The sequence below is a fragment of the Streptomyces sp. YIM 121038 genome (assembly GCF_006088715.1).
GTDB lineage: Bacteria > Actinomycetota > Actinomycetes > Streptomycetales > Streptomycetaceae > Streptomyces.
This window is the reverse complement of sequence record NZ_CP030771.1, coordinates 4,263,516-4,286,228: the sequence shown is the minus strand read 5'-3', so window position 1 is coordinate 4,286,228 and position 22,713 is coordinate 4,263,516. Positions and strand designations below refer to the sequence as shown.

Sequence of the window (22,713 nt, the reverse complement as noted above, 5' to 3'; positions counted from 1 at the left end):
GCTCAGGTCCCTTCTCCGTGTCGGCAGTAACTTTGCAGTGGTGCCTTCGCGGCCTGCATGGCCTTGGCCACCGGGCGGCACACCCGGCACTTCTTGGCGAACGTGCAGCCCGTACAGCCACCGGCGCGAAGCATTTGGGCATCGGCGACCGCTGGCAGTCCCAGCAGTCCGGCGACGCCGGTCTCCATGAGGTCGATGGGGTTCTCCCGCCCGATCTTGCACATCGTGGCGAGCCCGAACGGGTCGACGTGGAAGAACGTGTGACCGGCCGGGCAGCCGTCGAAGACGGCCGTCCGTCGCTGGTGCTCGGGCGCCTGGACGGCCAGCGGGTCGGGTTGTCCGTCGTAGGTGGGAGAGATCGACGCGTACTGGCTGAACCGGTCGGCGTAGTCGGCGGCGATGGCCCGCATCTGGTCGACCTCGTGTGCGTTGTGCGTGGTCACGATGATCGCGATCTCCACCGGGACGCCTGCCTCGCGGGCCGCCTTCAGGCCTTTCATCACCAGGCGGAACGATCCCGGCGTACGGGTCAGGGAGTCCGCTGACTGCTCGCTCGCCCCGTACAGGGACACCGTCACCTTGTGCGGCTTCATCGCGGTGAGCGCGCCGAGGACGTCGTCACGGTGCAGACGGGAGCCGTTGGTCAGGATCTCCAGGAGCATGCCCCGCTCGGCGGCGTAGGCGTAGGCCCGCAGGAAGTCGCGGTCGATCGTGGGTTCCCCACCCGTGAACTGGAGCCACAACACCCCGGCCTCACACATCATGTCGATCAGCCGGACCTTGTCCTTCCAGGGCAAGCCCTCGAAGCGGCGTTGCGCGAGATAGCAGTGCTCACAGTTGAAGTTGCAGCCCTTGTTCACCTCCCACGTCGCGCGGGAGTAGTTCAGCCTGGTGCGCGGCCTCACCAGGACGGCGCCGTTCAGCGGCCGCCCGGCCAGGTCCAGGCCCCACGCCCGGTGAGCGGCGTCGGCCGCCCACCCCGGCACCAGGCCATCGGCCGCCGCGACGGCGGCGAGCTCCTCGTAGCGGGCGGCGGGGAGCTGGACGGCCCGCCGCACACCGGGCCGTGCGATCAGGTACGTGCGTTGCTGCGGACTGGCGATCAGGTCGTACACATGGCCTCCCTGGCTCGTGTGTCGTGCGACATGCGCGCCGGCCTCATGTCGTGCGACACAGGCCGCGGTGGGGTGAGGGCCGCACCGCCCGCGCTCAGGAGCGGTGCGGCCCCAGGGGTGCCGGGGACTCGCGTTCCGGCGGGCTGTCCCTCAGCGGGCCCGCCGGACCCCGGCCGGATGCCGCCGCCCCGTCGCTCGGGGGGCAAGGGGCGGCGGCTGGTCTTAGAAGGCGTCGTCGTCCGGGACGGTGTCCGGCACGGACGCCGGGGACGGCGACGGTGCCTGCCCGCGTAGCTCGACCTTCGCGGCCGTGCCGAACAGGTACACGCTCGCCAGCGAGCACAGGACGCCGAAGATGCCCAGCGCGGGCGTCACCAGGTCGCGGTGGTGCCCGGGGTCGCGGTGGGTGCCGTGGCCGCTCACGTCTTGGTCCAGTGCTGGTCGCGGTCGCCGAGCATGCGGCCGGTCTGCGCGTAGAGCCGCTCCATGTCGGCCGGGGTGAGGATCAGGACGGCCTCGTCCTGGGTGCCGTCCTCGAAGTGGATCAGGACGCGCACGGACCCCTGTCCGGCCCGCGCGTCGTAGACGGCCCCCAGTGGCTCCGCGAGGGTGGCGCAGGTGGGCTTGGCCGGTACCGGCCGCAGCGTGGTCCCGTCGGCCGGAGCCGACCATTCCTGGTCACCTCCGACGGGGCTGGCGAGGCGGAAGGTGTTCCGCTCCCCGTCCGGCAGGGCGGTCACCACGCCGATCCGGCCGTCCTGTGCGGTGTCGGCGGCCAGCTCGTGCAGGCGTGGGAAGAACGGGGCCGCCGTGCCCAGCTCCCGCCCTTGTGAGGGAAGGTGCGTCGTTCCTGGTGCGCTCATGGTCGTCTCCGTCCCCGGGGACCGGTGAAGAGTGGGCGGTGGATCCAGTCAACTCCCGTACTTCCAGGGGGGATACGTGCTGCTGAAGGGCTGCAAGGTCCGTGCATGGAAGCGCATAATCCGTGCATGGACTGGGAGTTCGGCGAGGTGATCAGGCGGGCCCGGGTCGGCCGACGGATGAGCCAGGAGGCCCTGGGACACGCGGTGCACTGCTCGCCGTCTTCCATCTCCCGGGCGGAGAACAACCTGGTCAGGCCCGATGCCCGGATTCTGGAGAGCATCTGTGATGTTCTTGACCTGATGCCGGAGGACGTTGGGCTTGAAGGGGACGATGTGCACAGGCGCGATGTGTTGGCCCTGGGTGTGGGGCTTGGTGCTGCGGTAGCGGTCTCGCCCGCTCCGGCCTCTGCCACGGCGCCGGACCCCAAAGATCTCGTGGAGCGTTCGCTTTTCCGCCTGCCGGAGGTCCCGCCACCGTCGCGGGAGGCCCTGACGATGGCCCTTGGCCGGGCCCGGACCAGCTTCCACGAGGCCCACTACGTCGAGCTCGGCAGGACGCTGCCCCGGCTCATTTCCGGCTCGCTCGCGGCCGGGGCCCACGACGTGGCCGCCCGGGCCTACGTGCTGTTGGCCCAACTGGCGACCAAGAACTACCAGCAATACGCCTGGCTCGCCGCCGACCGGGCCCGTGCGCAGGCGGAGCTGACGAGTAGTCCGGTGCTGGCCGGTGAAGCCGCTCAGGCCATGGCCATCGCGATGCGTCGAGCCGGTGAGTACGACGCCTCCGTCGGCCAGCTCCAAGGGGCTGCGTCCGGTCTGGAGGGGCGTTCTCCGGACTATCAGGCCATGCGTGGCGTCCTCCTGCTCACCGCGTCCTACAGCGCCGCTCAGGCCGGGCGGCAGGGCCAGGCCATGGGCTTCCTCGAAGAGGCCGAGGCGACGGCCCGCCGCATGGAGGAGGAGCACCGCAAGCTCCCCGCCCCCAGGGACTTCAGCGTCGACCACACCCGGCTCTTCCGGATCAGCGTCCATCACGCCCTCGGCGAGCCCGGCCCGGCCCTGCGATACGCGAGGCAGGTCGAGCCGATGCGCCTGCCCGACGCCGAACGCCGGGCCCGGATGATGATGGACGTGTGCCGCGTCTACAAGGACGACGGCGAACCCGAACGCGCCTTCGCCGCCCTGCGAGCCATGGAGAAGTACGCACCCGAAGAGGTACGCCGACCCAAGATCAGGGGCATCGCCCGCGAGCTCCTTGTCCTCAACGGCGAGATCTCCGGCCTGCGCCGGTTCTCCCAGCGCATCGGCGCCTAGCGAAAGGACCTCATGAGCAACGACGGCCGCATCTTCCGCGAGGCATGGATCGCCGGGGTGAAGAAGCACTTCCCCGGCGAGCCCAAGCCCGGGTACATCACCCCCTGGGAGGACACGCCGGACTGGGAGCGAGAGGCCGCCGCCGCGGTGTGCGGGCAGGTCCGCGACCTCATCGCGGCCAGCGGTGGTAAGGCCGCCAAGCTGACGCGGGAACAGCAGGGGCGGTTCGTCGCCCTCTGCTGGACGGCGCAGATCTTCAAGCACTTCGAGGACCCGAAGCCCAGCTACGTGGCCGACTGGGCCGAGCTGCCGCAGTGGCAGCGGGAGACGGACTCGGACATCTTCGGCGCCGTGCTCAAGGCGTCCGGCGTAGAGGGCTGAGCCCGCCCGCGATCGTCGTACCCCACGGTCCGCGGGTGACGACGGTCGGGGCGTGCCGCCCGGCCGGGCCAGCCGATGCCCATGTGCAGAAGGCGGTGGCGAAAGCCCGTCTCCCCCTTGAGCTTGCATGGGTATGCCGCAGGCCCGGCCGGAAACCCTTCCGGCCGGGCCTGCGGCATAGGTGGAGCCAGGGCCAATGTTGAACGAGTGGAGTCCTGATGTGCGGCCGCTGGTGTACGGCGGGTCAGTCGTCTCCGTGCTCGGCGACGTATTCGAGGGTGTCTTGCGCAGTGACGATCGGAAGCAGGCGCTCGTACTCCGCGTAGTCCTCGTCGGTCATGATGCCGACGACGTCGCTGACGGTTGAGCCTTCGGGAAGGCGGGGGAAGTACTTCATGAGCAGCTCGACGAATGCTTCCTTCATCGCGTCGAGTTCATGTGCCCATTCGTTCTCAAGGCGCATCTGCGCATTCGCGGCGGAGAACTCTGCCCGGGTCGCGGTGGACAGCAGAGCATGTTCAGCGGCCGTGAACGGGCTCCCGTCGCAGCGGTACAGGCGCGAGGCGTCGTCGTGGCGGTCGTAGTCCACTTCGGTGAGGAGGACGACGACGTCGGCGCGAACGGAGGGCTGGGGCATGGGCGGCTCCCTGTGTTTTCTCGTGTGATTGGTGTGCTGTAGCGGGTGGTTCGAGGCTCTGCCGACGGGCGGTGCTCGGGGCATGGGGTGCGCCTTGGTTCGACGAGGTGTGGGCTACGAGGGCGGAGGGCCCTTGGGGCGGGGCGGCGGGCGGAAGTCAGCGGCGGGTGCGACGCGCGTCGGGCGGGGGTACCGACGACGACACCGAGGGCGTGGCTTGGGGCGTCTGGCTCTGCTGAGCGGTGGTGTGTTGGATGCGCCAGGTGAGCAGGCGGGCAGGGCGCCTGGCGTCGTGAAGGGGGCGCTGGCCGGCGGCTTCACGGAGGGCCTCGGCAGGGTCACGGCCGCCCTCGTCGGCGCGCGCGAGCACTGCCGCGAGGGCGCCCCAGTCGGGAGTGTCGAGGATCCTCTCGGCGTGCTCGGGGAGCACGACACGGACGATGTGCGCGTACCGGAGCTGGGCCGTCACGCTGACTGGTGCTGCCCGCGCCAGGATGGTCAAGGGGATGGTGGCGGCCTGGTCTGCGGCGGCTTGGAGGTAGGTGAGGGCTTCACGGGCCGCGGCGACCTGTTGATCGTGCCGTTGCACCTCGTGCCAGCGGATGGCGGCGGTGACGGCAAGGACGATCGTGTCGAGGAACAGGGCCAACAGGGTGCCGTCCGCACTGTTGGGCGGTGGAGTGCGGAGCATGCCCTGAACAGCACCACGCAGCCAGGCAGCGTGCTCGTTGCGAGCGCGGATGCGGGAGCGGGAGGCGCGTTCGAAGGCAGCGGCGGCCTGACGGAGTTGCTCCTCGTAGAGGGTGGGAGCGAGGAGGGGCAGGGCGTCGATGGTTTCGGCGAGTGCGGTGATGTGGGCTTGGGCGGCGGGTGGGTCGTCGTGGGTGAGGGCGTGCGGGATGTGTTCAGTGGCGGCCAGGGCCATCTGCCAGGGATGGCTGGTCCTGGCCGTGGCGGCCAGCCGTTCGGTGATCTTGGGCCAGGACAGGTCGGGGGCGAGTTCGGAGCCGGAGTACCAGATGGGCTCCTGCTTGCCGTTGGTGTCGCCCTGGAGGGCGACCGTGTAGCCGCGTACGTCGCCGGAGGGGAAGTGCTTGACGTCGACGAGGATGCCGTCGGTGTGCTGGAGCAGGCGGATGAATTCCTCGGTGCTTGTGGCGGCGGCCACGGCGGTGCGGACCGTGGTGCGCAGGCGTTCGCGGGCGGTCCGGTCGTGGTTGGCGCGCTTGGCCTTTTCCTGTTCGGCGCGGGTGGGGCGTTTGGCGGCGGTGCGGTCCCCGCGTACGACCTGGTGCAGGCCGTACTCCTTCTCGATGGCGGCGAGTTCGCGGTCGGCGGTGAAGTAGTCGTTCCAGTGGCGTGCGGTGCGCAGGTCGGATCGGACCTTGGTGGCGGCGATGTGGATGTGGTCGGGTGCGTGGCGGACGGCGACCCAGCGGCAGCCGTCGGGGTCGTCTGCGGGGGCGATGCCAGTGGCGGCGACGATGCGGCGGGCGATGTCGGCCCACTCCTCGTCGCTGAGGTGGCGGTCGGTCTCGGCGGCGCGGATCGAGCAGTGCCACACGTGGCGTTCGGGGGCGCGGCCGAGGCGTTCGGCCTGCTTGACGTGCAGGTCGAGGTCGGCCACGAGGAGCTTCTTGGTGACGGTGAAGTCGTCGGCGCGGCCGGGGTCGGGGGCGAAGCCATCGAAGGAGGCGACCAGGTGGGGGTCGGTGTGGTCCTTGGCCTTCTTGGTGTCGTAGAGGTAGCGGATCAGACCGGCGGTGCTTTTGCCGCTGCTGATCTTCGCGATCATCGGGCCACCTTGTGGCTGACGGCCTGGTTGGCGGCTGCCGCGATGTGGCGCACGGCCGTGCCGACGGCGTCCACAGTGTGGACGGTCTGGGCCAGTAAGGCACTGTCCCCAGGATGTGGATGACCGCCGGAGTTGAGCTTCTTGGCGATCTGGTTGACGTTGTGGCCGATGGCGGCGACCTGCTGGCGCAGGGCGTTGAGTTCGTCGATGTAGTCGTCCAGTGGTGTGCGCTGGCCGGGCAGGGTGAGGTCACCGTGTACGTGGGCCAGGGTGACGACGGCGACGTAGTGGGCGCCGCTGACGTTCAGCGAGCGGGCCTTGGCGAGGATGGCGGCCTTCTCCTCGCTGCTGTAGCGGGCGTCGACACGCTGCTTGCGCTGGCCGCCTGGGTCGGGCTTGCGACGGCGGGCGACGCGATGCAGGGCGGCTGCTTCGGCGGCCCGCGGCAGCGGCACAGCTGCGGCGGTGGGCTGCTCCTCTGCGGGCGCCCCCTGGTGTCCGCCTGCCTCCGCCACCCCCGGGGCGAAGGCTTCTCCGTGGGACCGGCCTTTGGACGGTCCAGCGGCATACCTTGCTGACGCGGTGGCTGCGGTGGTGGTCATCTGCTGGTGGGCAATGGGGAGTTCGCCGTGCGAGTCGTGCATGGGTGGTTCTCCGTGAGGTTCTGGTGTCAGGTGCTTCGCTGCGCGCGCCCTCCTGTCCCCACGCTTGTCTCTACGGGGACATGGGGCGGGGAGGTGAGGTAGATCAGCGCGGCCACCGGGTCAGGCGGCGCCGACGGGGGCTGCGTCGAGTTCCCCATGCCGCTGGGAGACGGCTGCGTCGAGTTCGGCCTGAAGGACTTTCTTGATCATGTCCGCCTCCTTCCGGCCGATGGTGAGGCCCTGGCTGCGGAACGTGTCCTCGATGTGGCGGCGCGAGGCGCGACCCTTTCGTCCCAGTGGCGCAGTGCGCGCGAGGGCGAGCCGTTCGGGGGCGATCTCGTTGGTCTTGTGGCCCTGCGATTCGGCGGAGGGCTGAAGCTCCTGGGCCGCTTCGTTGTTGTCCGAAGCCACGTCGGGGACATCGGACGCCACGTCGGCGAGGTTGTCGCGCTCTGTGGCGTGGGGCTCCTGGGGGCGAGGCGTGGAGTGGCGGTGGACGACGATGTAGAGGTGAACGGCGCCGGCCAGGGCGAGCGGGGCGATGGCGGACAGGGCGCCGACGGTGAGGTCGTCGAGCCGGAGGCCGCCGCCTGGGCGGGTCTGCTGGTTGAGGCGGACGGCGTGCAGGGCGTTGGCCCAGATGCTCGTCACGGTGGCCGCGCCGACGAGTGCCCACACGTACGCGCGGGAGAGCGTCGGGGCGGTTCGGAGCATGAGCAGGGCGCCGACGCCGATGGCGATGAAGCCGTCGATGACGAGCGGGAAGGCATAGGTGAGCGGTCCGCGGATGTGGATGGCGACGGCCATCTGGCGCAGGGCGTCATAAGAGAGGGAGAAGGCGAACCCGGCGAGCAGGGCGATCCCGGCGCGGATCGCATCCGTGCCGCGTATGGCGGTGGGGGCAGGCAAGCGGAGGTGCTCCAGGTGGGGTTGGGCGGCGGCTACCCCGCCGGGGATGTGGGCAGGGGTCGCCGCTGTGCGGCGCGGTGTCTCGTACCACTCGTTACGTGCCTGGTCAGGGCAGGTACGAGAGAAAGGGCGATGACGGGAGGACTCGTTGTCGGTCGACCACTCGTACCCGCGATGACCTGCGCGGATACGAGTGGTACGGGACAAGTCGGGTCAGGCTGCGGTGCCGGGGCCAGACTCACCAGCAGGCTCGGGCTCCGGGCAGTAACGAGCCCAGGCGTCGAGGAACTGGTTGCGCGCGAAGCCCTTGGCCTGGGCGCTGTCCGGGAAACGGCGGGTGGTCGAGCCAATGCCGTAGTCCTTGAGCAGGAGCTGCAAGCCGCGCGGGGTCAGGCCGTTGGCGCCGTACTCGGCCCACGGCGCTTCGGCGTCCTCGTTGAGGTAGTCGAGCAGGGTGCGGGTCCGCAGGGCGGGCGGGTCGCCGTGGAAGGCGAAGGCGCGGCGGATGTCGGTGAGGATGCGGGTTTTCAGGCCGCTGTCCTCGTCCTGCCCGGCCTCGTACGCGGCCATGGAGCGGCAGGTGGCGCGGGCGAGTGCGGGCCAGTCGCCTCCGGCTAGGTCGGCCACGATCACCAACGGTTCCCAGGTGTCGGCCGCACGGTCCTCGACCGGCATGGACGGCTCCAGGTCGACTGCCCGCGCATGCAGCGGCGTCAGCCAGGCGGAGAGCCGGTCGCGGATCGCGTTCAGGGCGGGAGTGTCGCGGCCGACGCGGAAGGAGGCCACCTTCTCGCCCGCCGCCCGGCGGCGCATCCGGATGACCACGGACCGGTCCATGATCGTGTCCGGCAGGTCGCCGATCCCGGCGAGCGCGGCCATGGCGAAGGTGGGAAACGCCACCGGCTTGTGCTCGGGACCGGTCACCCGCAGGGTGGGTCGGTTGCGCTGGTGTCCGGCGTTGAGCAGGCCGCGCAGTTCCTCGTTCTTCTCCGCCGCCTTGGCGGTGCCGAAGAGGGTGTCGGCCTCGTCCAGCAGGAGCGTCGGCGGGTCCTCGTCGGTGATCGAGCGGAAGATCGCCGCAGGGCTGGCGTTCATCGTGATCAGCCGGTTGTGCACGGTCTCGGTCACCATGTCCAGCAGTCGTGACTTGCCGCACCGCTTGGCCGGACCGACCACGGCCAGACGAGGCGCGTGCTGCCAGGCAGGCTGCAGGTGCGTGGCCGCGATCCACAGCGTCACCGCTGCGAGGGCCTCCTCGCTCGGCATGACGACATACCGGGTGATCTGCGCCCGCAGATCAGACAGCACCTGCGCACCCTCGGTCGCCTCTGGCTCCGTACCGGGTACTTCCCCGACCCCACTCAGGGCCTGCTCCTCGGTGTCGTGGGAGCAATCACTCCGGTCGGCATCCGTCTCCTCGTCTCCCTCGCTGCGCAGGTGCGCACCGGGCTGACCGGGGATGGCAGTTGCGGGCCAGGCCGCGTTGGAGGGCATGGAATAGGAGTCGGGGTTGGTGGGTTGCACTCGGCAGCTCCTCGTCTGGCGGTGGCGGGCTCGCACGCCCTGGCCGCCGGGTCGGTTCCTGTCACCGGGGGCAAGGGAGTCACTGGGGCCTCCGGCGTCGCACCGCCGGGGGCCTTCCCTCTTCTCGCGGGCACTGGGCCATGGCGAGGGATCACGAACCGTACGGTCACGCCCCGCCACAGTCCAGCATTTCTGTGTCAGCTCAGCGCAGAAGCGTCTGCTATGCGCGCCTGTGGTCATGCAGCCAGTCCCAGCAGGTTCAACAGGTCGGCGGTCACCACCCGATAGGCATTGCCTAGGCGCAGCACCTTGCACGGGTACTGGCCGCGCTTGGCCAGCTCGTACCCTTTGCTCCGACCGAGCCCCAACGCTCGGTTTCCGGTCCCCAGGTCAACAGTGGCGGGAAGGTCCAGTAGCTCCTCGCGGCTCATGCCCTTCACCCGGTCGACGGGTTCGTTCTCGCGCATGCGCGCTCCATCCATGACTGAGCCCTCGGCGAACACGACGATCGCGCCCGTCTCCAGGTCATGAAATCAACGCTAAGCGAGTTAATGTGTCTTCATGACGCAACATGATTCCGACCATGGAACTGAGACGGACGACGAGGACGACATCCCCGAGTGGATGGATCAGGTCATGGCCACCGTGGCCGGCGAGGTCCGCAGACGACGGAAGGAGTTGAGGTGGAGCGCACAGGACCTGGCCGACAAGTGCGAGGCGATCGGTCACCCGATCCCCCGCAACGTGATCGCCAACATGGAGTCAGGCCGCCGCTCCAACCTGCCCCTGGTCGACGTCATGGTCCTGGCCCAGGCCCTGAACACATCCCCCATCTGCCTCATCTACCCCGTCGGCTACGTCGAGTACGTGCAGCGACTCCCCCTCCAAGACCCCACCCCCACGCTGGATGCCCTGAAGTGGTTCACCGGGGAGAGAGCCGAACTCGGCGCCGAGGACGACATGCTGCGCTACTTCCGCGCCCACCGCGCCGCCGAGGAAAGGCTCAGGACCGCAGGGAAAGAGGAGGAGTACGCGGGCTACAAGGCCCGCAGTGCCAACAACGCCGACCGGAAGGCCGAAGCCCTCCGCGCTCAGGCCCATGCCGCCGAGGCAGCCGAGGCGGCCAAAGTCCGCCTGCGCAAGACCCGCGCCTTCATCAGAGAGGAAGGCGTCACGCCTCCCTACCTGCTGCCCGAGCTCGCCACCGAGGTCGACCCACCAGAATTCCACCCCACCAGCATTGAGGAGACAGACGTTTGAAGGGCTCTACCCACCGCCGCTGCTACTGCCGCGACCCCAAGACCGGCAAGCCGCTCGGCAAGAACTGCCCCAAGCTCTCCAGCCGCAAGCACGGCTCCTACTCCGTACGCCAGGAGCTCCCGTCCCGAGAGGACGGCACCCGCCGTTCCTTCAGTCGCGCTGGCTACGAGACGCTCAAGGCCGCTCAGGCTGACCTCGACCACATACGCGCGCTCCTCGGTCTCGCCGAAGCCGACGACTCCGAGGGGCTGACCCAGATCGCCGCGCTGCTGGAGAGGGTTGCCGACGAGAAGGCTCCGCTGCCGGAAATTGAGGCGACCCGCAGGCGCCTCAGCCACGGTCTGGACCTGACCAGTCGGCTCACTGTCGGTGAGTGGCTGGACATGTGGCTGGCGGGCAAGAAGGGGCGGCAGAGCGCCATCAGCCGCGACGAGAGCAACATCCGCGTGCACCTCAAGCCGCGGATCGGGCACTACCGGCTCGACCGGCTGCGGGTCGCTCACCTCTCGGAGATGTTCGAGGCGATCGCCGAGGCCAACGTCGAGATAGCTGAGGGCAACGCCGCGCGGCGCAAGGCGTTCGAGGATCTCTCCCAGATCCCCTGGAAGGGGCGCGAGCACCGTGCCCGCCGTAAGGCGATGAAGGCCGCCATCGCCGAGATGGAGCCCTACCGCCGCATCGTCGGTCCGGCCACGCGCCAGCGGGTCCGCTCCACGCTGCGGGCCGCGCTGAACGCCGCGATCGCCCAGCAGCTGATCACCTTCAACCCGGCCACCCATGTCGAGCTGGAGGCGGGCAAGCGCCCGAAGGCGCTGGTGTGGACCGAGGAGCGCATCCTTCACTGGAAGCGCACCGGCGAGAAGCCCTCGCCGGTGATGGTCTGGACTCCGGAGCACACCGGCCTGTTCCTCGACCATGTCGCGGAGGACCGCCTGTACGCACTGTTCCACGTGATTGCCTTCCGCGGGCTGCGGCGGGGCGAGGTATGTGGGCAGAAGTGGACGGACACCAATCTGGACGCCGGGCTCATCACCGTCGCCAAGCAACTCGTCGTAGACGGTTGGGAGGTGTACGAGGACGACCCCAAGACCGACGCCGGCGCGCGGACCATCGCGCTGGACTCGGACACGGTCCAGGCCCTCAAGCGGCACCGTGCCCAGCAGGACAAGGACCGCGAGGAGTGGGAGACCGCCTGGGCGGAGACTGGACGCGTCTTCACCAAGGAGAACGGCGAGATGCTCCATCCCGCCAACGTCACACGGCAGTTCATCGAGCTGTATGAGGAGATCGGCCTGCCGCCGGTCCGCCTCCACGACCTCCGCCATGGTGCTGCGACGCTCGCCCACGCGGCCGGGGCCGACCTGAAGGACATCCAGGAGATGCTCGGCCACTCCTCGATCACCATCACGGCCGATACGTACACGAGCCTGTTGCCCGAGGCTGACCTTGCTATCGCTGAGGCCGCGGCCCGGCTAGTGCCGCGCGCCCGATCGATCTCCGAGAACGCCGCTCCCGAAGGGGAGTCCAAGCCTGGCGACGCAGAGAAGTCCGGCCCGGAGTCCGTGCCGGATGATGCCGCCCCATCGGGCGATATCCGGGAGATCAACTCCCCGTCCGCTCACGCACCGCTCACGCAAACGGCCCCGGACGAGGAGTCCGAGGCCGAGTAGGAGCCCTCTCTGGGGGATAAATCCCAGGTCAGAGCGGTAACGCGTTGTGCCCCCGGCAGGATTCGAACCTGCGACACCCGCTTTAGGAGAGCGGTGCTCTATCCCCTGAGCTACGAAGGCGTGCCGTCCGTGAGGGCGGCTTTGGACAGGGTATCCGATGGGGGGCCGGGGGCGCCCGGAGGGAGTGCGGTGGGGGCGGGGGCGGGCAGTGGGGTGGCGGGGGCGGGTGGTTACTGTCCGGTGATGGACCTCCACTGATCGTGTGCGTCACGATGGCACCCCCGGTGGTGGCGGAAGAGGTGGTCTCGGTGGCTCGGGCGTCGCGGGTCGTGGTGGTCGGGGGCGGGGTCATGGGGGTCTCCGTGGCCTTCCACCTCGCCGAGGCGGGCGTGCGGGACGTCGTCGTGGTGGAGCGGGGCGCGCTCGGGGGCGGCAGCTCGGGCAAGCCGATCGGCGGGGTGCGGGCGCAGTTCTCCGACCCGGTGAACATCGCCCTGGGCGCCCGCAGCCTGCGGGCCTTCCGTGACTTCGCGGCGCGTCCCGGCGGCGACATCCGCCTGGAGACGGTGGGCTATCTGTTCCTGCTCGACCGGCCGGAGGACGTCGAGGCCTTCGAGGAGAGCGTCCGCGTACAGGAGCGGATGGGGGTGCGCGGCCGGATCGTCGGGCCGCGGGAGGCGCACGAGCTGTGTCCGTACGTACGGCCCGAGGGGCTGCTCGCCGCCGCGTACTCGCCCGACGACGGGCACGCCCGGCCCGGCGCCGTCGTCGCCGGGTACGCGCGGGCCGCCGCCGCGGCCGGGGTCTCCTTCGTCACGGGGACCACCGTGACCGGGATGGACGTGACCGGCGGGCGCGTCACCGCCGTGCGCACCGACCGCGGGGTGATCACCTGCGACGCCGTGGTGTGCGCCGCGGGCGCCTGGTCCGCGGGGGTCGGCGCGCTGGCGGGGGTGGAGCTGCCGGTGCGGCCGCTGCGGCGGCAGATCGCGTTCACGGCCCCGCTCGTGCCGCCCCCGCCCCGCACCCCGTTCACCATCGACTTCTCCTCCACGGCGTACTTCCACACCAGCGGCCAAGGGCTGCTGTTCGGGCTCGCCGACCCGGAGCAGGAGGAAGGCTTCGACACGACGTGGACCGAGGAGTGGGTGGAGCTGTTCCGGTCCGTGATGCGGCGGCGCGCGCCCGCGCTCGCGGACCTCGACGTCGTGGGCGGCTGGGCCGGGCTCTACGAGGTCACGCCCGACCGCAACGCCCTCGTCGGGCGCGCCGGGGACGTGCCCAACTTCCTGTACGCCACCGGGTTCTCCGGGCACGGCTTCCTCCAGGCCCCGGCCGTCGGCGAGGTCGTACGCGATCTGTATCTGGAGCGCGAGCCGTGCGTGGACGTGGCGTCCCTGAGCGCCGAGCGGTTCCGGGTCGGCGCGGGCGGCAGGCCGGAGGCGCACGTGGTGTGACGGTCGCCGCCGCCCCCAGCCGGTACCCGCCGAGAGGAGCACCATGAACCCCCGGTACGCCCCCTGGCAGCTCCGCGCCGCCTTCGCCGCGCGGCTCTCCGACATGTACGGGCGCGAAGTGCCCGCGTACACCACCCTCGTCGACGTCACCCGCGCGGTGAACGAGGACGTCCTGCGCGAGCGCGGCGCCGCCGCCGAGCGGCTCGGGTCCATCGGCCGGGTCACGGCCGAGCGGCACGGCGCGATCCGGGTCGGCACCCCGGCCGAACTCGGCCAGGTCGCGCGGGTCTTCGGGGCGCTCGGGATGCGGCCCGTCGGCTTCTACGACCTGCGCGAGGCCGCCGCGAGCGCCGTGCCCGTGGTGTCCACCGCCTTCCGGCCCGTCGACGCGGACGAGCTGGCCCGCAACCCGTTCCGGGTGTTCACCTCGCTCCTGACCCCCGCCGACCCGCGGTTCTTCGACGAGGGGCTGCGCAAGCGGCTTGAGGACTTCCTCGCCGCGCGCGAGCTGTTCCCGCCGGAGCTGCTCGCGCTCGCCGACCGGGCCGAGGCCGACGGCGGGCTCGCCGGGGCCGACGCCGAGCGGTTCCTCGGACTCGCCGTCGCCGCCTTCGAGCTGTCGCGCGAGCCGATCGACAAGGCGTGGTACGAGGAGCTGGAGCGGGTCTCCGCCGTGGCCGCCGACATCGGCGGCGTCCGCGGCACGCACATCAACCACCTCACGCCCCGCGTCCTCGACATCGACGAGCTGTACCGCCGGATGACCGCGCGCGGCGTCCGGATGATCGACACCGTGCAGGGGCCGCCCGCGTGGGACGGGCCCGACGTGCTGCTGCGGCAGACCTCGTTCCGGGCGCTCGACGAGCCGCGCGCGCTGCGCCTGGCCGACGGCAGCGTCACCAGCGGGGTGCTGCGGGTGCGGTTCGGCGAGGTGGAGGCCCGCGGGATCGCCCTCACACGGGCGGGGCGCGCCCTGTACGACGAGCTCCTCACCCGCGTCGACGACCGCCTCGCCAGCGGTGACGACCGCCTCGCCAGCGGTGACGGGGGCCCCGCCCGCGACGGCGACCGCTTCGCCCGCGGCGGCGACCGCCTCGCCCGCGGCGACGGGCGCCGCCCCGCCACCCCGGCCGAGCGCGCGCAGGCCGCCCGCGCGGTCTGGTCGGCCGCCCTGCCCCGCACCGAGCGCGAGCTGGCCGCGCGGGGGCTCGGCCACTTCACGTACCACGTGGTGGCGGACCGGCCCCGCGACGGCGCCCCGCCGCCCACCGGGCTCGGCGACCTCCTCGACGCGGGGTGGGTGCGGGCCGAGCCCCTCGTGTACGAGGACTTCCTGCCCCGCTCCGCCGCCGGGATCTTCCAGTCGAACCTGGAGGGGGCCGGGGTACGGGACGACGCGGTCGCGGGGGCCGCGTACGACAGCGCCTGGCTGTCGGGGGCGATGGGGCGCGAGGTCCTGGATCCGTTCGACCTGTACGAAGCGCGGCAGCGGGCTTCTCTGGCTGTGGTCGCGCGGAAGCTCCGCGTCCCCGGCCCCGGCGCCCCCGCTGGGGGCTGCGCCCCCTAGACCCCCGCGTCGCGCTGCGCGCTCGTCCTCAAACGCCGGACGGGCTGATGCGCCCCGTCCTCACCGCCCTCTCCGAAGGAGCCCCCGTGCCGCCCACCCTCCCCGCCACCGACACCCTCCGCCACCGCGCCCACGAGGCCCTCGCCCGCGTCGGCGCCGAGATCCCCGAGGGCCGGGGGTGCCAGGCCCGTACGCCGATCACCGGTGAGGGGCTCTTCGCGCTCGCCGGGGCCGCGCCCGCCGCCGTCGACGAGGCCGTCGCCGCCGCGCACGAGGCGTTCCTCCAGTGGCGGGCGGTGCCCCCGCCGCGCCGCGGGGAACTGGTGCGCCGCCTGGGCGAGTTGCTGCGGGAGCACCAGGAGGACGTCGCGGATCTGATCACCATCGAGGCGGGCAAGATCCGCTCGGAGGCGCTCGGCGAGGTCCAGGAGATGATCGACATCTGCGACTTCGCGGTGGGGCTCTCGCGCCAGCTGTACGGGCGGACCATCGCGTCCGAGCGGCCGGGGCACCGGCTCGCGGAGACCTGGCATCCGCTCGGGGTCGTCGGTGTGATCTCCGCGTTCAACTTCCCGGCGGCCGTCTGGTCCTGGAACACCGCCGTCGCCCTGGCCTGCGGCGACACCGTGGTGTGGAAGCCGTCCGAGCTGACGCCGCTGGTCTCCCTCGCGTGCGCGCGGCTGCTCGACCGGGCCGCCGACGACGTGGGCGCCCCGGCCGGGGTGCACCGGCTGCTGCTGGGCGACCGGGCCGTGGGGGAGCGGCTCGTGGACGATCCGCGGGTGGCGCTCGTCAGCGCCACCGGGTCGACGCGCATGGGCCGCGAGGTCGGGCCGAGGGTCGCCGCCCGCTTCGGGCGCTCGCTGCTCGAACTCGGCGGCAACAACGCCGCCGTGGTCGCGCCCTCCGCCGACCTCGACCTCACGGTGCGGAGCGCCGTGTTCGCCGCGGCGGGCACGGCGGGCCAGCGGTGCACGACGCTGCGCCGCCTCATCGTGCACGAGGACGTGGTGGACGCGCTGGTGGCGCGGCTCGCGGGCGCGTACCGGAAGCTGCCCGTCGGGGACCCCTTCGACGCGGCGACGCTCGTCGGGCCGCTGGTCTCGCCGGCCGCGCTCGACCGCATGCAGGAGGCGCTCGCCCGCGCCCAGGCCGAGGGCGGCAAGGTCCTCGCGGGCGGGCAGCGGCGCCTGGCCGACATCGCGCCCGGAGCGGCGTACGTGGAGCCCGTCGTGGTGCGCATGGGCGCGCAGACGGGCGTGGTGAAGGAGGAGACCTTCGCGCCGATCCTGTACGTCCTGACGTACGACACCTTCGAGGAGGCGATCGCGCTGCACAACGACGTGCCGCAGGGGCTCTCGTCGAGCGTCTTCACGCGCGACCAGCGCGAGGCCGAGCTGTTCCTGTCCGCCGAAGGCTCCGACTGCGGCATCGTGAACGTGAACATCGGCACGTCGGGCGCGGAGATCGGCGGGGCCTTCGGCGGCGAGAAGGAGACCGGCGGCGGGCGCGAGTCCGGGTCCGACGCGTGGCGCGCGTACATGCGGTCCGCCACGAATACCGTCAACTACTCGGGCGGGCTCGCGCTCGCGCAGAACGTCAGCTTCCTGTAGCAGCAGTCGCAGTCGCAGTCGCAGCCGCCGCCGTCGCAGCCGTCGCGCGCCGGGTCCGTCAGGCGCCCGGCGCGCGGTCCGCCGGCCGGACGTCCGGCCCGGTCAGGTCGCGGACGTAGGTGATCCCGGGGCGGCCGTCCAGGACGGTCTCCCCGGTGGGCACGAAGCCGGTGCGGGCGAGCACGGCCTGCGAGCCGGGGTTGTCGGTGGTGGTCCCGGCCCGCAGCGACGTCAGGCCGTACTCGGTGGCGGCGAGGACGCACACCTGCCGCACCGCCGACGTGGCGAGCCCCTGGGAGGTGGCCTTCTTGGCGATGCGGTAGCCCAGTTCGGCCGAGCCGTCCGCCACGTCGACCAGGTTGACCCGCCCGAGGATCTCGCCGTCGCCGCCGACCACGACGTGGAAGTGACAGGCCCCCGTCTCCTGCTCGGCGAGCAGCGCGCGGTGGCGCTCGTCGAACGCGGCGAAGTAGGCGTCGCCGCGGTCCGGGACCGAGGCGGCGAAGTAGGCGCGGTTCTCCCGCTCGAAGGCGAGCAGGGCCGGGGCGTGGTCTGCGCGCAGGCGCTGGAGTTCGGGCATGGTCCAACCGTACGTCGTGATGGGGCGTCAGCCACACTGCCCAACGGCCCGTGAACAGGCGACTTTTGGAGATGGAAGGCTCCGGAAGCAGGCCTTCCGGGGCCGCTTGTGCCGCGACCGGTGCCGTCAGTCCCGCCGGGTGATGTCGAAGCCGAACGCCAGCGTGCCCGGGTCGACCGCCGTCACTCCGCCGTCGACCGTGAGGGTGGCGCCGTTGACGAACGACGCCGCGGGCGAGAGCAGCCAGGCGATGGCCTCGGCGACCTCCTCCGGGGTGCCGGGGCGGCCCGCGGGAATCAGCCGCGTCCCCTGCTCGTACGCGGCGTCGAGTCCTTCCTCGCCGTCGCCGAGCCCGGCGGACCGCGCGAACGCGCCCATGCGCCGGTCGGCCATCTCCGTGCGCACCCAGCTGGGGCAGACGGTGTTGGCCCGCACGCCGAGCGCGCCGTAGTCGACGGCGACGGAGCGGCAGAGCTGGAGCAGCGCCGCCTTGGAGGTGGCGTACGCGGCGTTGCCGACGCCGTTGCGCAGTGCGGAGACCGAGGCGACGGCGACGACCGAGCCGCGGCTTTCGAGCAGGTGCGGCAGCGCGGTGCGCAGCAGGTGGAAGGGGCCGGTGAGGTTGGTGCTGAGGACGGTCTCCCAGTCCTCGGGGGTCACGTCGCCGACGGCCCCCGGGCGGCCGGTCCCCGCGTTCAGGACGACGCCGTCGAGCCGTCCGTACGCCTTCACGGTCGCCTCGACGAGACCGGCGACGGCCTCGGGGTCGGCCGCGTCGGCGGGGTGGGCGAGCGCGCCGGTCTCCTCGGCGATCTGGTGCAGCGGCTCCGGGCGCCGCCCGGAGACGACCACGTGGTGCCCGGCGGCGCGCAACTGCCGGGCGGTGGCGGCGCCGATGCCCGTTCCACCGCCGGTGACGAGGACAACGCGGGTATCCGTCATGGTCGTTCGGCCTCCTGTGCCCCTCGGGTTTGCGGACCCTCCAGGGTCGCACGCGGACCGCGCCGCGCCGCGTGCGCCCCTGGCGGGTCAGTCGACGTAGACGCTGGTGCCGAACTCGGAGACCGACGACTCGCCGGGAACGACCAGTTCGAGGAGGCCGCCGGTGCAGTCCGGCCCCGAGAAGACGAGGGCGACCTCGTCGGTGTGGTTGTCGACGGTGAGCGGCCTGCTGTCCGTGTCGTAGCAGCCGCTGGGGTCGGCGTACGCGACGCCGCCGACGACCAGCACGCCCTCGGCCGCGAGCGCGGAGCCCGGCAGCGCCAGGGCCAGCGTTCCGGCCGCGAGGACGGAGCCGAGGGCGAGGGCGACACGACGGCGCATGAGCGGTTCTCCTGCCTGCCGGGGCCGCCGAGCGCGGCCCGCGAGGTAACCGAACGTACGCGATCACACGCGGACGGTCACCGGCGTGCGGAAGCTCAAGATCCCGTGCACGGGCGGCCGCGCACGCCAGGTCGTGTGCTACGGTGCGAGCAGCACGTGTGTACGCCCCTTCTGGGCGCCGTGCCTTCCTTCTCCGACCCGGCGCACTCTCCGCCCGGCCCGGACTCCCGCTTCAACCAGCCCGTCGTACGAGGCCACGAGCCGTCGGCACCCGGTGCGCACGGCATCCGCCGTGCCCGGCACCCGGTGCGTACGGCCCCTCGCGACCGGCCTTCTCCGCGCAGTTCGCGCACGTCCCGCGGTTTCGCGAAAGGACCACCCACCCCATGAACCCCACCCAGACCACCCAGACCACTCAAACCACCCAGGCCGTCCGGGCCGTCCGGGCCGTCTCGGCCATCCCGTCCCCGGCCCCCGCGGCCGACCTGCGCATCCACAGCGGTGTCCTGGACATCGCGAAGGCCGACGGGCACCTGCGCGCCGAAGGCTGCCTGCCCGGGCCCGCCGACGTGCTCGTCCCGGCCGCCCTCGTGCGCCGGCTCGGCCTGCGCGCGGGCGACTTCGTCGAGGGCACCTGCGGCGGCAGGCCGCACGTCCTCGCCGAGGTCACCCGCGTCAACGGCCGTGCCCCCCAAGGCCTGCGCGACAGGCCCCGGTTCGGCGACCTCACCCCGCTGCACCCGCGCGAGCGGCTGCGCCTGGAGGTGCCGGGCGGCGCTCTCGCCCCGCGCCTCGTCGACCTGGTGGCGCCCGTCGGCAAGGGCCAGCGCGGCCTGATCGTCGCCCCGCCGCGCGCGGGCAAGACCGTGCTGCTGCGCCAGCTCGCGGACGCCGTCGCCGCCAACCACCCCGAGTGCCACGTCATGGTCGTACTGCTCGACGAGCGGCCCGAAGAGGTCACCGAGATGCGCCGTGCCGTGCGCGGCGAGGTGCTCGCCTCCACCTTCGACCGGGTGCCCAAGGCGCACGTCGCACTCGCCGAACTCGCCGTCGAGCGCGCCAAGCGGCTCGTCGAGGACGGCAAGGACGTCGTCATGCTCTTCGACTCGCTGACCCGGCTGTGCCGCGCGTACAACAACACGGCGGCGAGCGGCGGCCGCACGCTCAGCGGCGGCGTCGACGCGGCCTCCGTGCAGGGCCCCAAGCGGCTCTTCGGCGCCGCGCGCCTGGCCGAGGAGGGCGGCTCCCTGACGATGCTCGCCACCGTCCTGGTGGAGACGGGCTCGCGCGCCGACGAGTACTACTTCGAGGAGCTCAAGTCCACCGGCAACATGGAGCTGCGCCTGGACCGGACCCTCTCCGACCGCCGGGTCTTCCCGGCCGTGGACGTCACCCCGTCCGGGACCCGGCGCGAGGAACTGCTCGTCCCGGCCGAGGAGTTGGCGGCCGTGCGCGGGCTGCGGCGGGCGCTGGCCCGGCGCGACGGGCGCGAGGGGTTCGAGGCGCTCCTCGACCAGCTCCGCAAGGCGCCCTCCAACGCGGCGTTCCTGCGGCAGGTGCGCCTGTCCGTGCCCGGGGCCGTGCCGGAGGCGTGAGGGTGCCCGCCGCCTCAGGTGCGGGTGACCAGGACGCGGTAGTTGCCGTCCAGGTCCACGCCCGCCACCTTCACCTTCACTCCCGTCCGGCGGTCCGTGAAGGTCTCGCCGAGGGCGAACGGCGCGTCCGAGAGCTCCGCGTGCACGTTGGGGCTGCGGGTGCAGCCGCCGCTGTCGCGGGTCGCGTCGGTGACCGTGATGGGGCCGTGGCCGGTGTCGACGTCCGCGTCCACGCGGTACACGAGCACGCCGGGGCGGCACACCGCCTCGTCGTTGCCCGCGCGGGTGCGCAGCTCCACCGCGTACCCCGTCTTCGCGTCGACGGGCACGAACACCAGCTTCGTGCCGCCGCGCCCGGCGAGCGGGGTGAGCAGGTGCTCCGTGGTGCCGTGCGCCGGGGCGCAGTCGACCTGGGTGTCGTCCAGCCAGCCGAGCTTCCACTTGTGCCAGCCGAGCAGGTCGTTGTTGGCGCCCCAGTCCTCGCTCATGATGTCCCAGTGGCCGACCGCGCCGCCGCCGTCGCGCGTGTACAGGTCGGGCAGGCCGAAGACGTGGCCGTTCTCGTGCGGCAGCACCCGGTAGCCGGTCCGGTCGTAGCTGCCCGAGCCGTCGTCCTGGCGGCTGTACACGAAGGAGGCGTTGGCGATCGGCACCCCGTCCGCCACCGGCGCCTCGTGGTTGCCCGCGAACGTCACCGACAGGACGGTGTCGAGCGCCGAGGGGCCCGCGTTCGGCGTGATGAGGACGTTGAGCAGGTCGTACGCGCGGAAGTCCACGGCAGGGTCGGCTGCGGTCACGATGTCCCGGACCAGGTCGCGGTAGCCCGGGTCGAAGGGGGCGCCGCGCTCTATCCCGTACTTCTTGAACGGCTTCGGCATCCGCAGCCAGTCGGGGACCGGCACCTCGGAGCGGTAGTCGAGACGGCCGTACGAGCTGGTGCGGAACCAGTCGGAGGTCTGCGGGAAGAACTCCCCGAGCCGGTCGAGCGCCGGGCCCTCGCCCGGGGCGTCGGAGAAGTCGATCATCAGGTTCAGGGCGCGCACGGTTCCGGTGGAGCGGGTGTAGCCGGGGCCCGTCGGGATGCCCTCCGACATCTGCACGCCGAGCTCGCCGCTGATCATGCAGGGGCCGAGCGCCGTGGAGCGGGCCTGCGAGACGGGGCCCGCGGCCGAGGGGGTGTCCGCGAGGAGGCGGCCGGTGCTCGCGGACGTGGTGACGGCGAGCACCACCGCGGCGGCCGAGCCGAGGGCCACGGCCCTGGCGACCCGGTGGCGGCGCGGCCCTCCCGGCGCCCGGGTCCCCGCGCCGCGGCCCCGGCCTATGCCCTTCCACCTCGGCTGCTGCATGCGTGGGCCCTCCGCTCCGCGGCAGCCGCCGGGTCCGGCTGCGCCCTGTGCGATCACCCTGTGCCGGGGGGTGCGCGGGCGCGCGCTGAGCGCGACCGATCGTGGGTTTCTCGGAAAGTTCCGGGGGAGCGGGGCCGGGGGTGTGACGCGGACTCCGGGGGCTTTCAGGGATGTGACGCAGGTCACGCGAAGGGTGGGAAATAACCGGGGACGCTCTCCCCGTTTAGACGGTGTCCGAGCGAAACGGGGATCCACTCCCCGGATCGCGCGCCTCAGCTCCCGCCGGGAAATTCGTTGGACCCGCCACCCGGGGCCCTGCGAACCTGAGGCCTTTGACCGCTTCGAGGAGACCTGCCGTGTCCACCGCCACCGCCGCGCAGCGCACCGCACCGCGACCGCGGGCCGACGCCCTGCGCAACCGGGAGCGGATCGTCGCCGCCGCACGCGAGATGTTCGTGCAGCACGGCCCCGACGTACCGCTCGACGAGATCGCGCGCCGCGCGGGCGTCGGCAACGCCACGGTCTACCGTCACTTCCCCGACCGCGGCGAGCTCGTGCACCACGTCCTGCTCTTCGTCACCGACCGCGTCTCGGTCCTGGCCGAGAAGGCCATCGAGGCCGTCGACGCGGAGCCGGACAGCGCCTTCGAGGCGCTGCGCGGCTTCGCGCACGCCGCGGTGGAGGAGCGCATCGGCGCCCTGTGCCCGATCGTCTCCGAGGCCCTCGACCCCGAGCACCCCGAACTGCACGCGGCGCGGCTGCGCGTCGAGGGCGCGGTGCAGGGGCTCATGGACCGCGCGCTCGCCGTGGGGCAGCTGCGCCCCGACATCGGCGTCGCCGACGTGATGATCGCCCTGGGGCAGCTCACCCGGCCGCTGCCGGGGTCCGGCGGCTGCCTCCTGGACTTCGACCGGTTCGTGCACCGCCATCTCCAGCTGTTCCTCGACGGCCTCATGGCACCGGCCCGCTCCCGGCTCCCGGGACACCCCGCGACCTTGGAGGAGCTACGCCAGAAGGCCCACTGACCCGGTGACGGCCGCCCGCGGCCCCGGCTCCCCGCCGCCCCGGTCCACGGACCGGGGACCAAAGGACGAGCCGGCCTCACGCCCGCGGCCCATGT

At 72.1% G+C, this 22,713-nt stretch carries 22 protein-coding genes and 1 tRNA gene; 9 read left to right on the top strand and 14 right to left on the bottom strand.

Annotated features, from left to right (window positions below; translation table 11 throughout):
- Positions 1 to 2: 2 nt before the first annotated feature.
- The 3 genes from C9F11_RS17875 to C9F11_RS17865 form a co-directional block, all read right to left on the bottom strand.
- Positions 3 to 1,115: a radical SAM protein gene (locus C9F11_RS17875; RefSeq protein WP_138960242.1), complete on the bottom strand. Its 1,113-nt coding sequence runs from the start codon at positions 1,113 to 1,115 to the stop codon at positions 3 to 5.
- A gap of 222 nt (positions 1,116 to 1,337) precedes the next feature.
- On the bottom strand, positions 1,338 to 1,538 hold the full coding sequence (locus C9F11_RS17870; protein ID WP_138960241.1) for a hypothetical protein: 201 nt from the start codon (positions 1,536 to 1,538) through the stop codon (positions 1,338 to 1,340).
- A complete protein-coding gene (locus C9F11_RS17865; protein ID WP_249401771.1) occupies positions 1,535 to 1,978 on the bottom strand; it encodes a hypothetical protein in 444 nt (147 codons plus the stop codon). The genes C9F11_RS17870 and C9F11_RS17865 overlap by 4 nt, the downstream gene beginning before the upstream one ends.
- 435 nt (positions 1,979 to 2,413) lie before the next feature.
- On the opposite strand from C9F11_RS17865, the gene C9F11_RS17860 reads away from it, so the two are divergent.
- Together C9F11_RS17860 and C9F11_RS17855 are read left to right on the top strand one after the other, a co-directional pair.
- Positions 2,414 to 3,292 (top strand): hypothetical protein, encoded by an 879-nt coding sequence (locus C9F11_RS17860; RefSeq protein WP_249401770.1) that lies wholly within the window; start codon positions 2,414 to 2,416, stop codon positions 3,290 to 3,292.
- 12 nt (positions 3,293 to 3,304) lie between these two features.
- Complete coding sequence (locus tag C9F11_RS17855) at positions 3,305 to 3,673, top strand: hypothetical protein (RefSeq protein WP_138960239.1); 369 nt, start codon at positions 3,305 to 3,307, stop codon at positions 3,671 to 3,673.
- A 244-nt stretch (positions 3,674 to 3,917) separates the two neighbouring features.
- Here C9F11_RS17855 and C9F11_RS17850 read toward each other — a convergent pair whose 3' ends face one another.
- The 6 genes from C9F11_RS17850 to C9F11_RS17825 all read right to left on the bottom strand — a co-directional run bounded on the left by C9F11_RS17850 (position 3,918) and on the right by C9F11_RS17825 (position 9,649).
- Positions 3,918 to 4,310, bottom strand: coding sequence for a hypothetical protein (locus C9F11_RS17850; protein ID WP_138960238.1), 393 nt, complete (start codon positions 4,308 to 4,310; stop codon positions 3,918 to 3,920).
- Between the two features lie 157 nt (positions 4,311 to 4,467).
- Positions 4,468 to 6,105, bottom strand: a complete 1,638-nt coding sequence (locus C9F11_RS17845; RefSeq protein ID WP_138960237.1) for a relaxase/mobilization nuclease domain-containing protein — start codon at positions 6,103 to 6,105, stop codon at positions 4,468 to 4,470.
- Positions 6,102 to 6,749, bottom strand: a complete 648-nt coding sequence (mobC, locus tag C9F11_RS17840) for a plasmid mobilization relaxosome protein MobC (RefSeq protein ID WP_171075764.1) — start codon at positions 6,747 to 6,749, stop codon at positions 6,102 to 6,104. Before mobC ends, C9F11_RS17845 begins: the two co-directional genes overlap by 4 nt.
- Positions 6,750 to 6,869: 120 nt before the next feature.
- Entirely contained in the window at positions 6,870 to 7,658 is a 789-nt protein-coding gene (locus C9F11_RS17835; RefSeq protein ID WP_171075763.1) for a DUF2637 domain-containing protein, read from the bottom strand.
- A gap of 213 nt (positions 7,659 to 7,871) precedes the next feature.
- A complete protein-coding gene (locus tag C9F11_RS17830) occupies positions 7,872 to 8,924 on the bottom strand; it encodes a DUF3631 domain-containing protein (protein ID WP_249402193.1) in 1,053 nt (350 codons plus the stop codon).
- A gap of 494 nt (positions 8,925 to 9,418) precedes the next feature.
- Entirely contained in the window at positions 9,419 to 9,649 is a 231-nt protein-coding gene (locus C9F11_RS17825) for a hypothetical protein (RefSeq protein WP_171075762.1), read from the bottom strand.
- 94 nt (positions 9,650 to 9,743) lie between these two features.
- Between C9F11_RS17825 and C9F11_RS17820 the strand changes: the two genes are divergently transcribed.
- Positions 9,744 to 10,442, top strand: coding sequence for a helix-turn-helix transcriptional regulator (locus tag C9F11_RS17820; protein ID WP_138960236.1), 699 nt, complete (start codon positions 9,744 to 9,746; stop codon positions 10,440 to 10,442).
- Positions 10,439 to 12,112 (top strand): site-specific integrase, encoded by a 1,674-nt coding sequence (locus tag C9F11_RS17815; RefSeq protein ID WP_138960235.1) that lies wholly within the window; start codon positions 10,439 to 10,441, stop codon positions 12,110 to 12,112. The genes C9F11_RS17820 and C9F11_RS17815 overlap by 4 nt, the downstream gene beginning before the upstream one ends.
- Positions 12,113 to 12,159: 47 nt before the next feature.
- On the opposite strand, the gene C9F11_RS17810 is transcribed toward C9F11_RS17815, so the two are convergent.
- Positions 12,160 to 12,232, bottom strand: a tRNA-Arg gene (locus C9F11_RS17810).
- A 230-nt stretch (positions 12,233 to 12,462) separates the two neighbouring features.
- Between C9F11_RS17810 and C9F11_RS17805 the strand changes: the two genes are divergently transcribed.
- From C9F11_RS17805 to C9F11_RS17795, 3 genes are all read left to right on the top strand, one after another.
- Positions 12,463 to 13,569 (top strand): FAD-binding oxidoreductase, encoded by a 1,107-nt coding sequence (locus tag C9F11_RS17805; protein WP_249402192.1) that lies wholly within the window; start codon positions 12,463 to 12,465, stop codon positions 13,567 to 13,569.
- Positions 13,570 to 13,612: 43 nt separating this feature from the next.
- Entirely contained in the window at positions 13,613 to 15,136 is a 1,524-nt protein-coding gene (locus C9F11_RS17800; protein ID WP_138960234.1) for a DUF1338 family protein, read from the top strand.
- Positions 15,137 to 15,222: 86 nt separating this feature from the next.
- A complete protein-coding gene (locus C9F11_RS17795) occupies positions 15,223 to 16,749 on the top strand; it encodes an aldehyde dehydrogenase family protein (protein ID WP_249401769.1) in 1,527 nt (508 codons plus the stop codon).
- Between the two features lie 58 nt (positions 16,750 to 16,807).
- On the opposite strand, the gene C9F11_RS17790 is transcribed toward C9F11_RS17795, so the two are convergent.
- From C9F11_RS17790 to C9F11_RS17780, 3 genes are all read right to left on the bottom strand, one after another.
- Entirely contained in the window at positions 16,808 to 17,329 is a 522-nt protein-coding gene (locus C9F11_RS17790; RefSeq protein ID WP_138960232.1) for a GNAT family N-acetyltransferase, read from the bottom strand.
- A 126-nt stretch (positions 17,330 to 17,455) separates the two neighbouring features.
- On the bottom strand, positions 17,456 to 18,271 hold the full coding sequence (locus C9F11_RS17785; RefSeq protein ID WP_138960231.1) for an SDR family oxidoreductase: 816 nt from the start codon (positions 18,269 to 18,271) through the stop codon (positions 17,456 to 17,458).
- Positions 18,272 to 18,358: 87 nt separating this feature from the next.
- Positions 18,359 to 18,652, bottom strand: a complete 294-nt coding sequence (locus tag C9F11_RS17780; RefSeq protein ID WP_138960230.1) for a hypothetical protein — start codon at positions 18,650 to 18,652, stop codon at positions 18,359 to 18,361.
- A gap of 386 nt (positions 18,653 to 19,038) precedes the next feature.
- On the opposite strand from C9F11_RS17780, the gene rho reads away from it, so the two are divergent.
- Positions 19,039 to 20,247 carry a transcription termination factor Rho gene (rho, locus tag C9F11_RS17775; RefSeq protein WP_138960229.1) on the top strand — a complete coding sequence of 403 codons (1,209 nt, stop codon included), beginning with the start codon at positions 19,039 to 19,041 and terminating at the stop codon, positions 20,245 to 20,247.
- 14 nt (positions 20,248 to 20,261) lie between these two features.
- On the opposite strand, the gene C9F11_RS17770 is transcribed toward rho, so the two are convergent.
- On the bottom strand, positions 20,262 to 21,593 hold the full coding sequence (locus C9F11_RS17770) for a M6 family metalloprotease domain-containing protein (RefSeq protein WP_138960228.1): 1,332 nt from the start codon (positions 21,591 to 21,593) through the stop codon (positions 20,262 to 20,264).
- Positions 21,594 to 21,949: 356 nt separating this feature from the next.
- Between C9F11_RS17770 and C9F11_RS17765 the strand changes: the two genes are divergently transcribed.
- Positions 21,950 to 22,618, top strand: coding sequence for a TetR/AcrR family transcriptional regulator (locus tag C9F11_RS17765; RefSeq protein WP_138960227.1), 669 nt, complete (start codon positions 21,950 to 21,952; stop codon positions 22,616 to 22,618).
- Positions 22,619 to 22,713 lie beyond the last annotated feature (95 nt).

Bases quoted from the DNA above. Each gene is read 5' to 3' on its own strand.
- C9F11_RS17830 (WP_249402193.1), bottom strand. From the start codon at position 8,924: ATGCCGAGCGAGGAGGCCCTCGCAGCGGTGACGCTGTGGATCGCGGCC.
- C9F11_RS17855 (WP_138960239.1), top strand. From the start codon at position 3,305: ATGAGCAACGACGGCCGCATCTTCCGCGAGGCATGGATCGCCGGGGTG.
- C9F11_RS17825 (WP_171075762.1), bottom strand. From the start codon at position 9,649: ATGCGCGAGAACGAACCCGTCGACCGGGTGAAGGGCATGAGCCGCGAG.
- C9F11_RS17850 (WP_138960238.1), bottom strand. From the start codon at position 4,310: ATGCCCCAGCCCTCCGTTCGCGCCGACGTCGTCGTCCTCCTCACCGAA.
- C9F11_RS17785 (WP_138960231.1), bottom strand. From the start codon at position 18,271: ATGACGGATACCCGCGTTGTCCTCGTCACCGGCGGTGGAACGGGCATC.
- C9F11_RS17865 (WP_249401771.1), bottom strand. From the start codon at position 1,978: ATGAGCGCACCAGGAACGACGCACCTTCCCTCACAAGGGCGGGAGCTG.
- mobC (WP_171075764.1), bottom strand. From the start codon at position 6,749: ATGCACGACTCGCACGGCGAACTCCCCATTGCCCACCAGCAGATGACC.
- C9F11_RS17790 (WP_138960232.1), bottom strand. From the start codon at position 17,329: ATGCCCGAACTCCAGCGCCTGCGCGCAGACCACGCCCCGGCCCTGCTC.
- C9F11_RS17820 (WP_138960236.1), top strand. From the start codon at position 9,744: ATGACGCAACATGATTCCGACCATGGAACTGAGACGGACGACGAGGAC.
- C9F11_RS17770 (WP_138960228.1), bottom strand. From the start codon at position 21,593: ATGCAGCAGCCGAGGTGGAAGGGCATAGGCCGGGGCCGCGGCGCGGGG.
- rho (WP_138960229.1), top strand. From the start codon at position 19,039: ATGAACCCCACCCAGACCACCCAGACCACTCAAACCACCCAGGCCGTC.
- C9F11_RS17780 (WP_138960230.1), bottom strand. From the start codon at position 18,652: ATGCGCCGTCGTGTCGCCCTCGCCCTCGGCTCCGTCCTCGCGGCCGGA.
- C9F11_RS17845 (WP_138960237.1), bottom strand. From the start codon at position 6,105: ATGATCGCGAAGATCAGCAGCGGCAAAAGCACCGCCGGTCTGATCCGC.
- C9F11_RS17800 (WP_138960234.1), top strand. From the start codon at position 13,613: ATGAACCCCCGGTACGCCCCCTGGCAGCTCCGCGCCGCCTTCGCCGCG.
- C9F11_RS17805 (WP_249402192.1), top strand. From the start codon at position 12,463: ATGGGGGTCTCCGTGGCCTTCCACCTCGCCGAGGCGGGCGTGCGGGAC.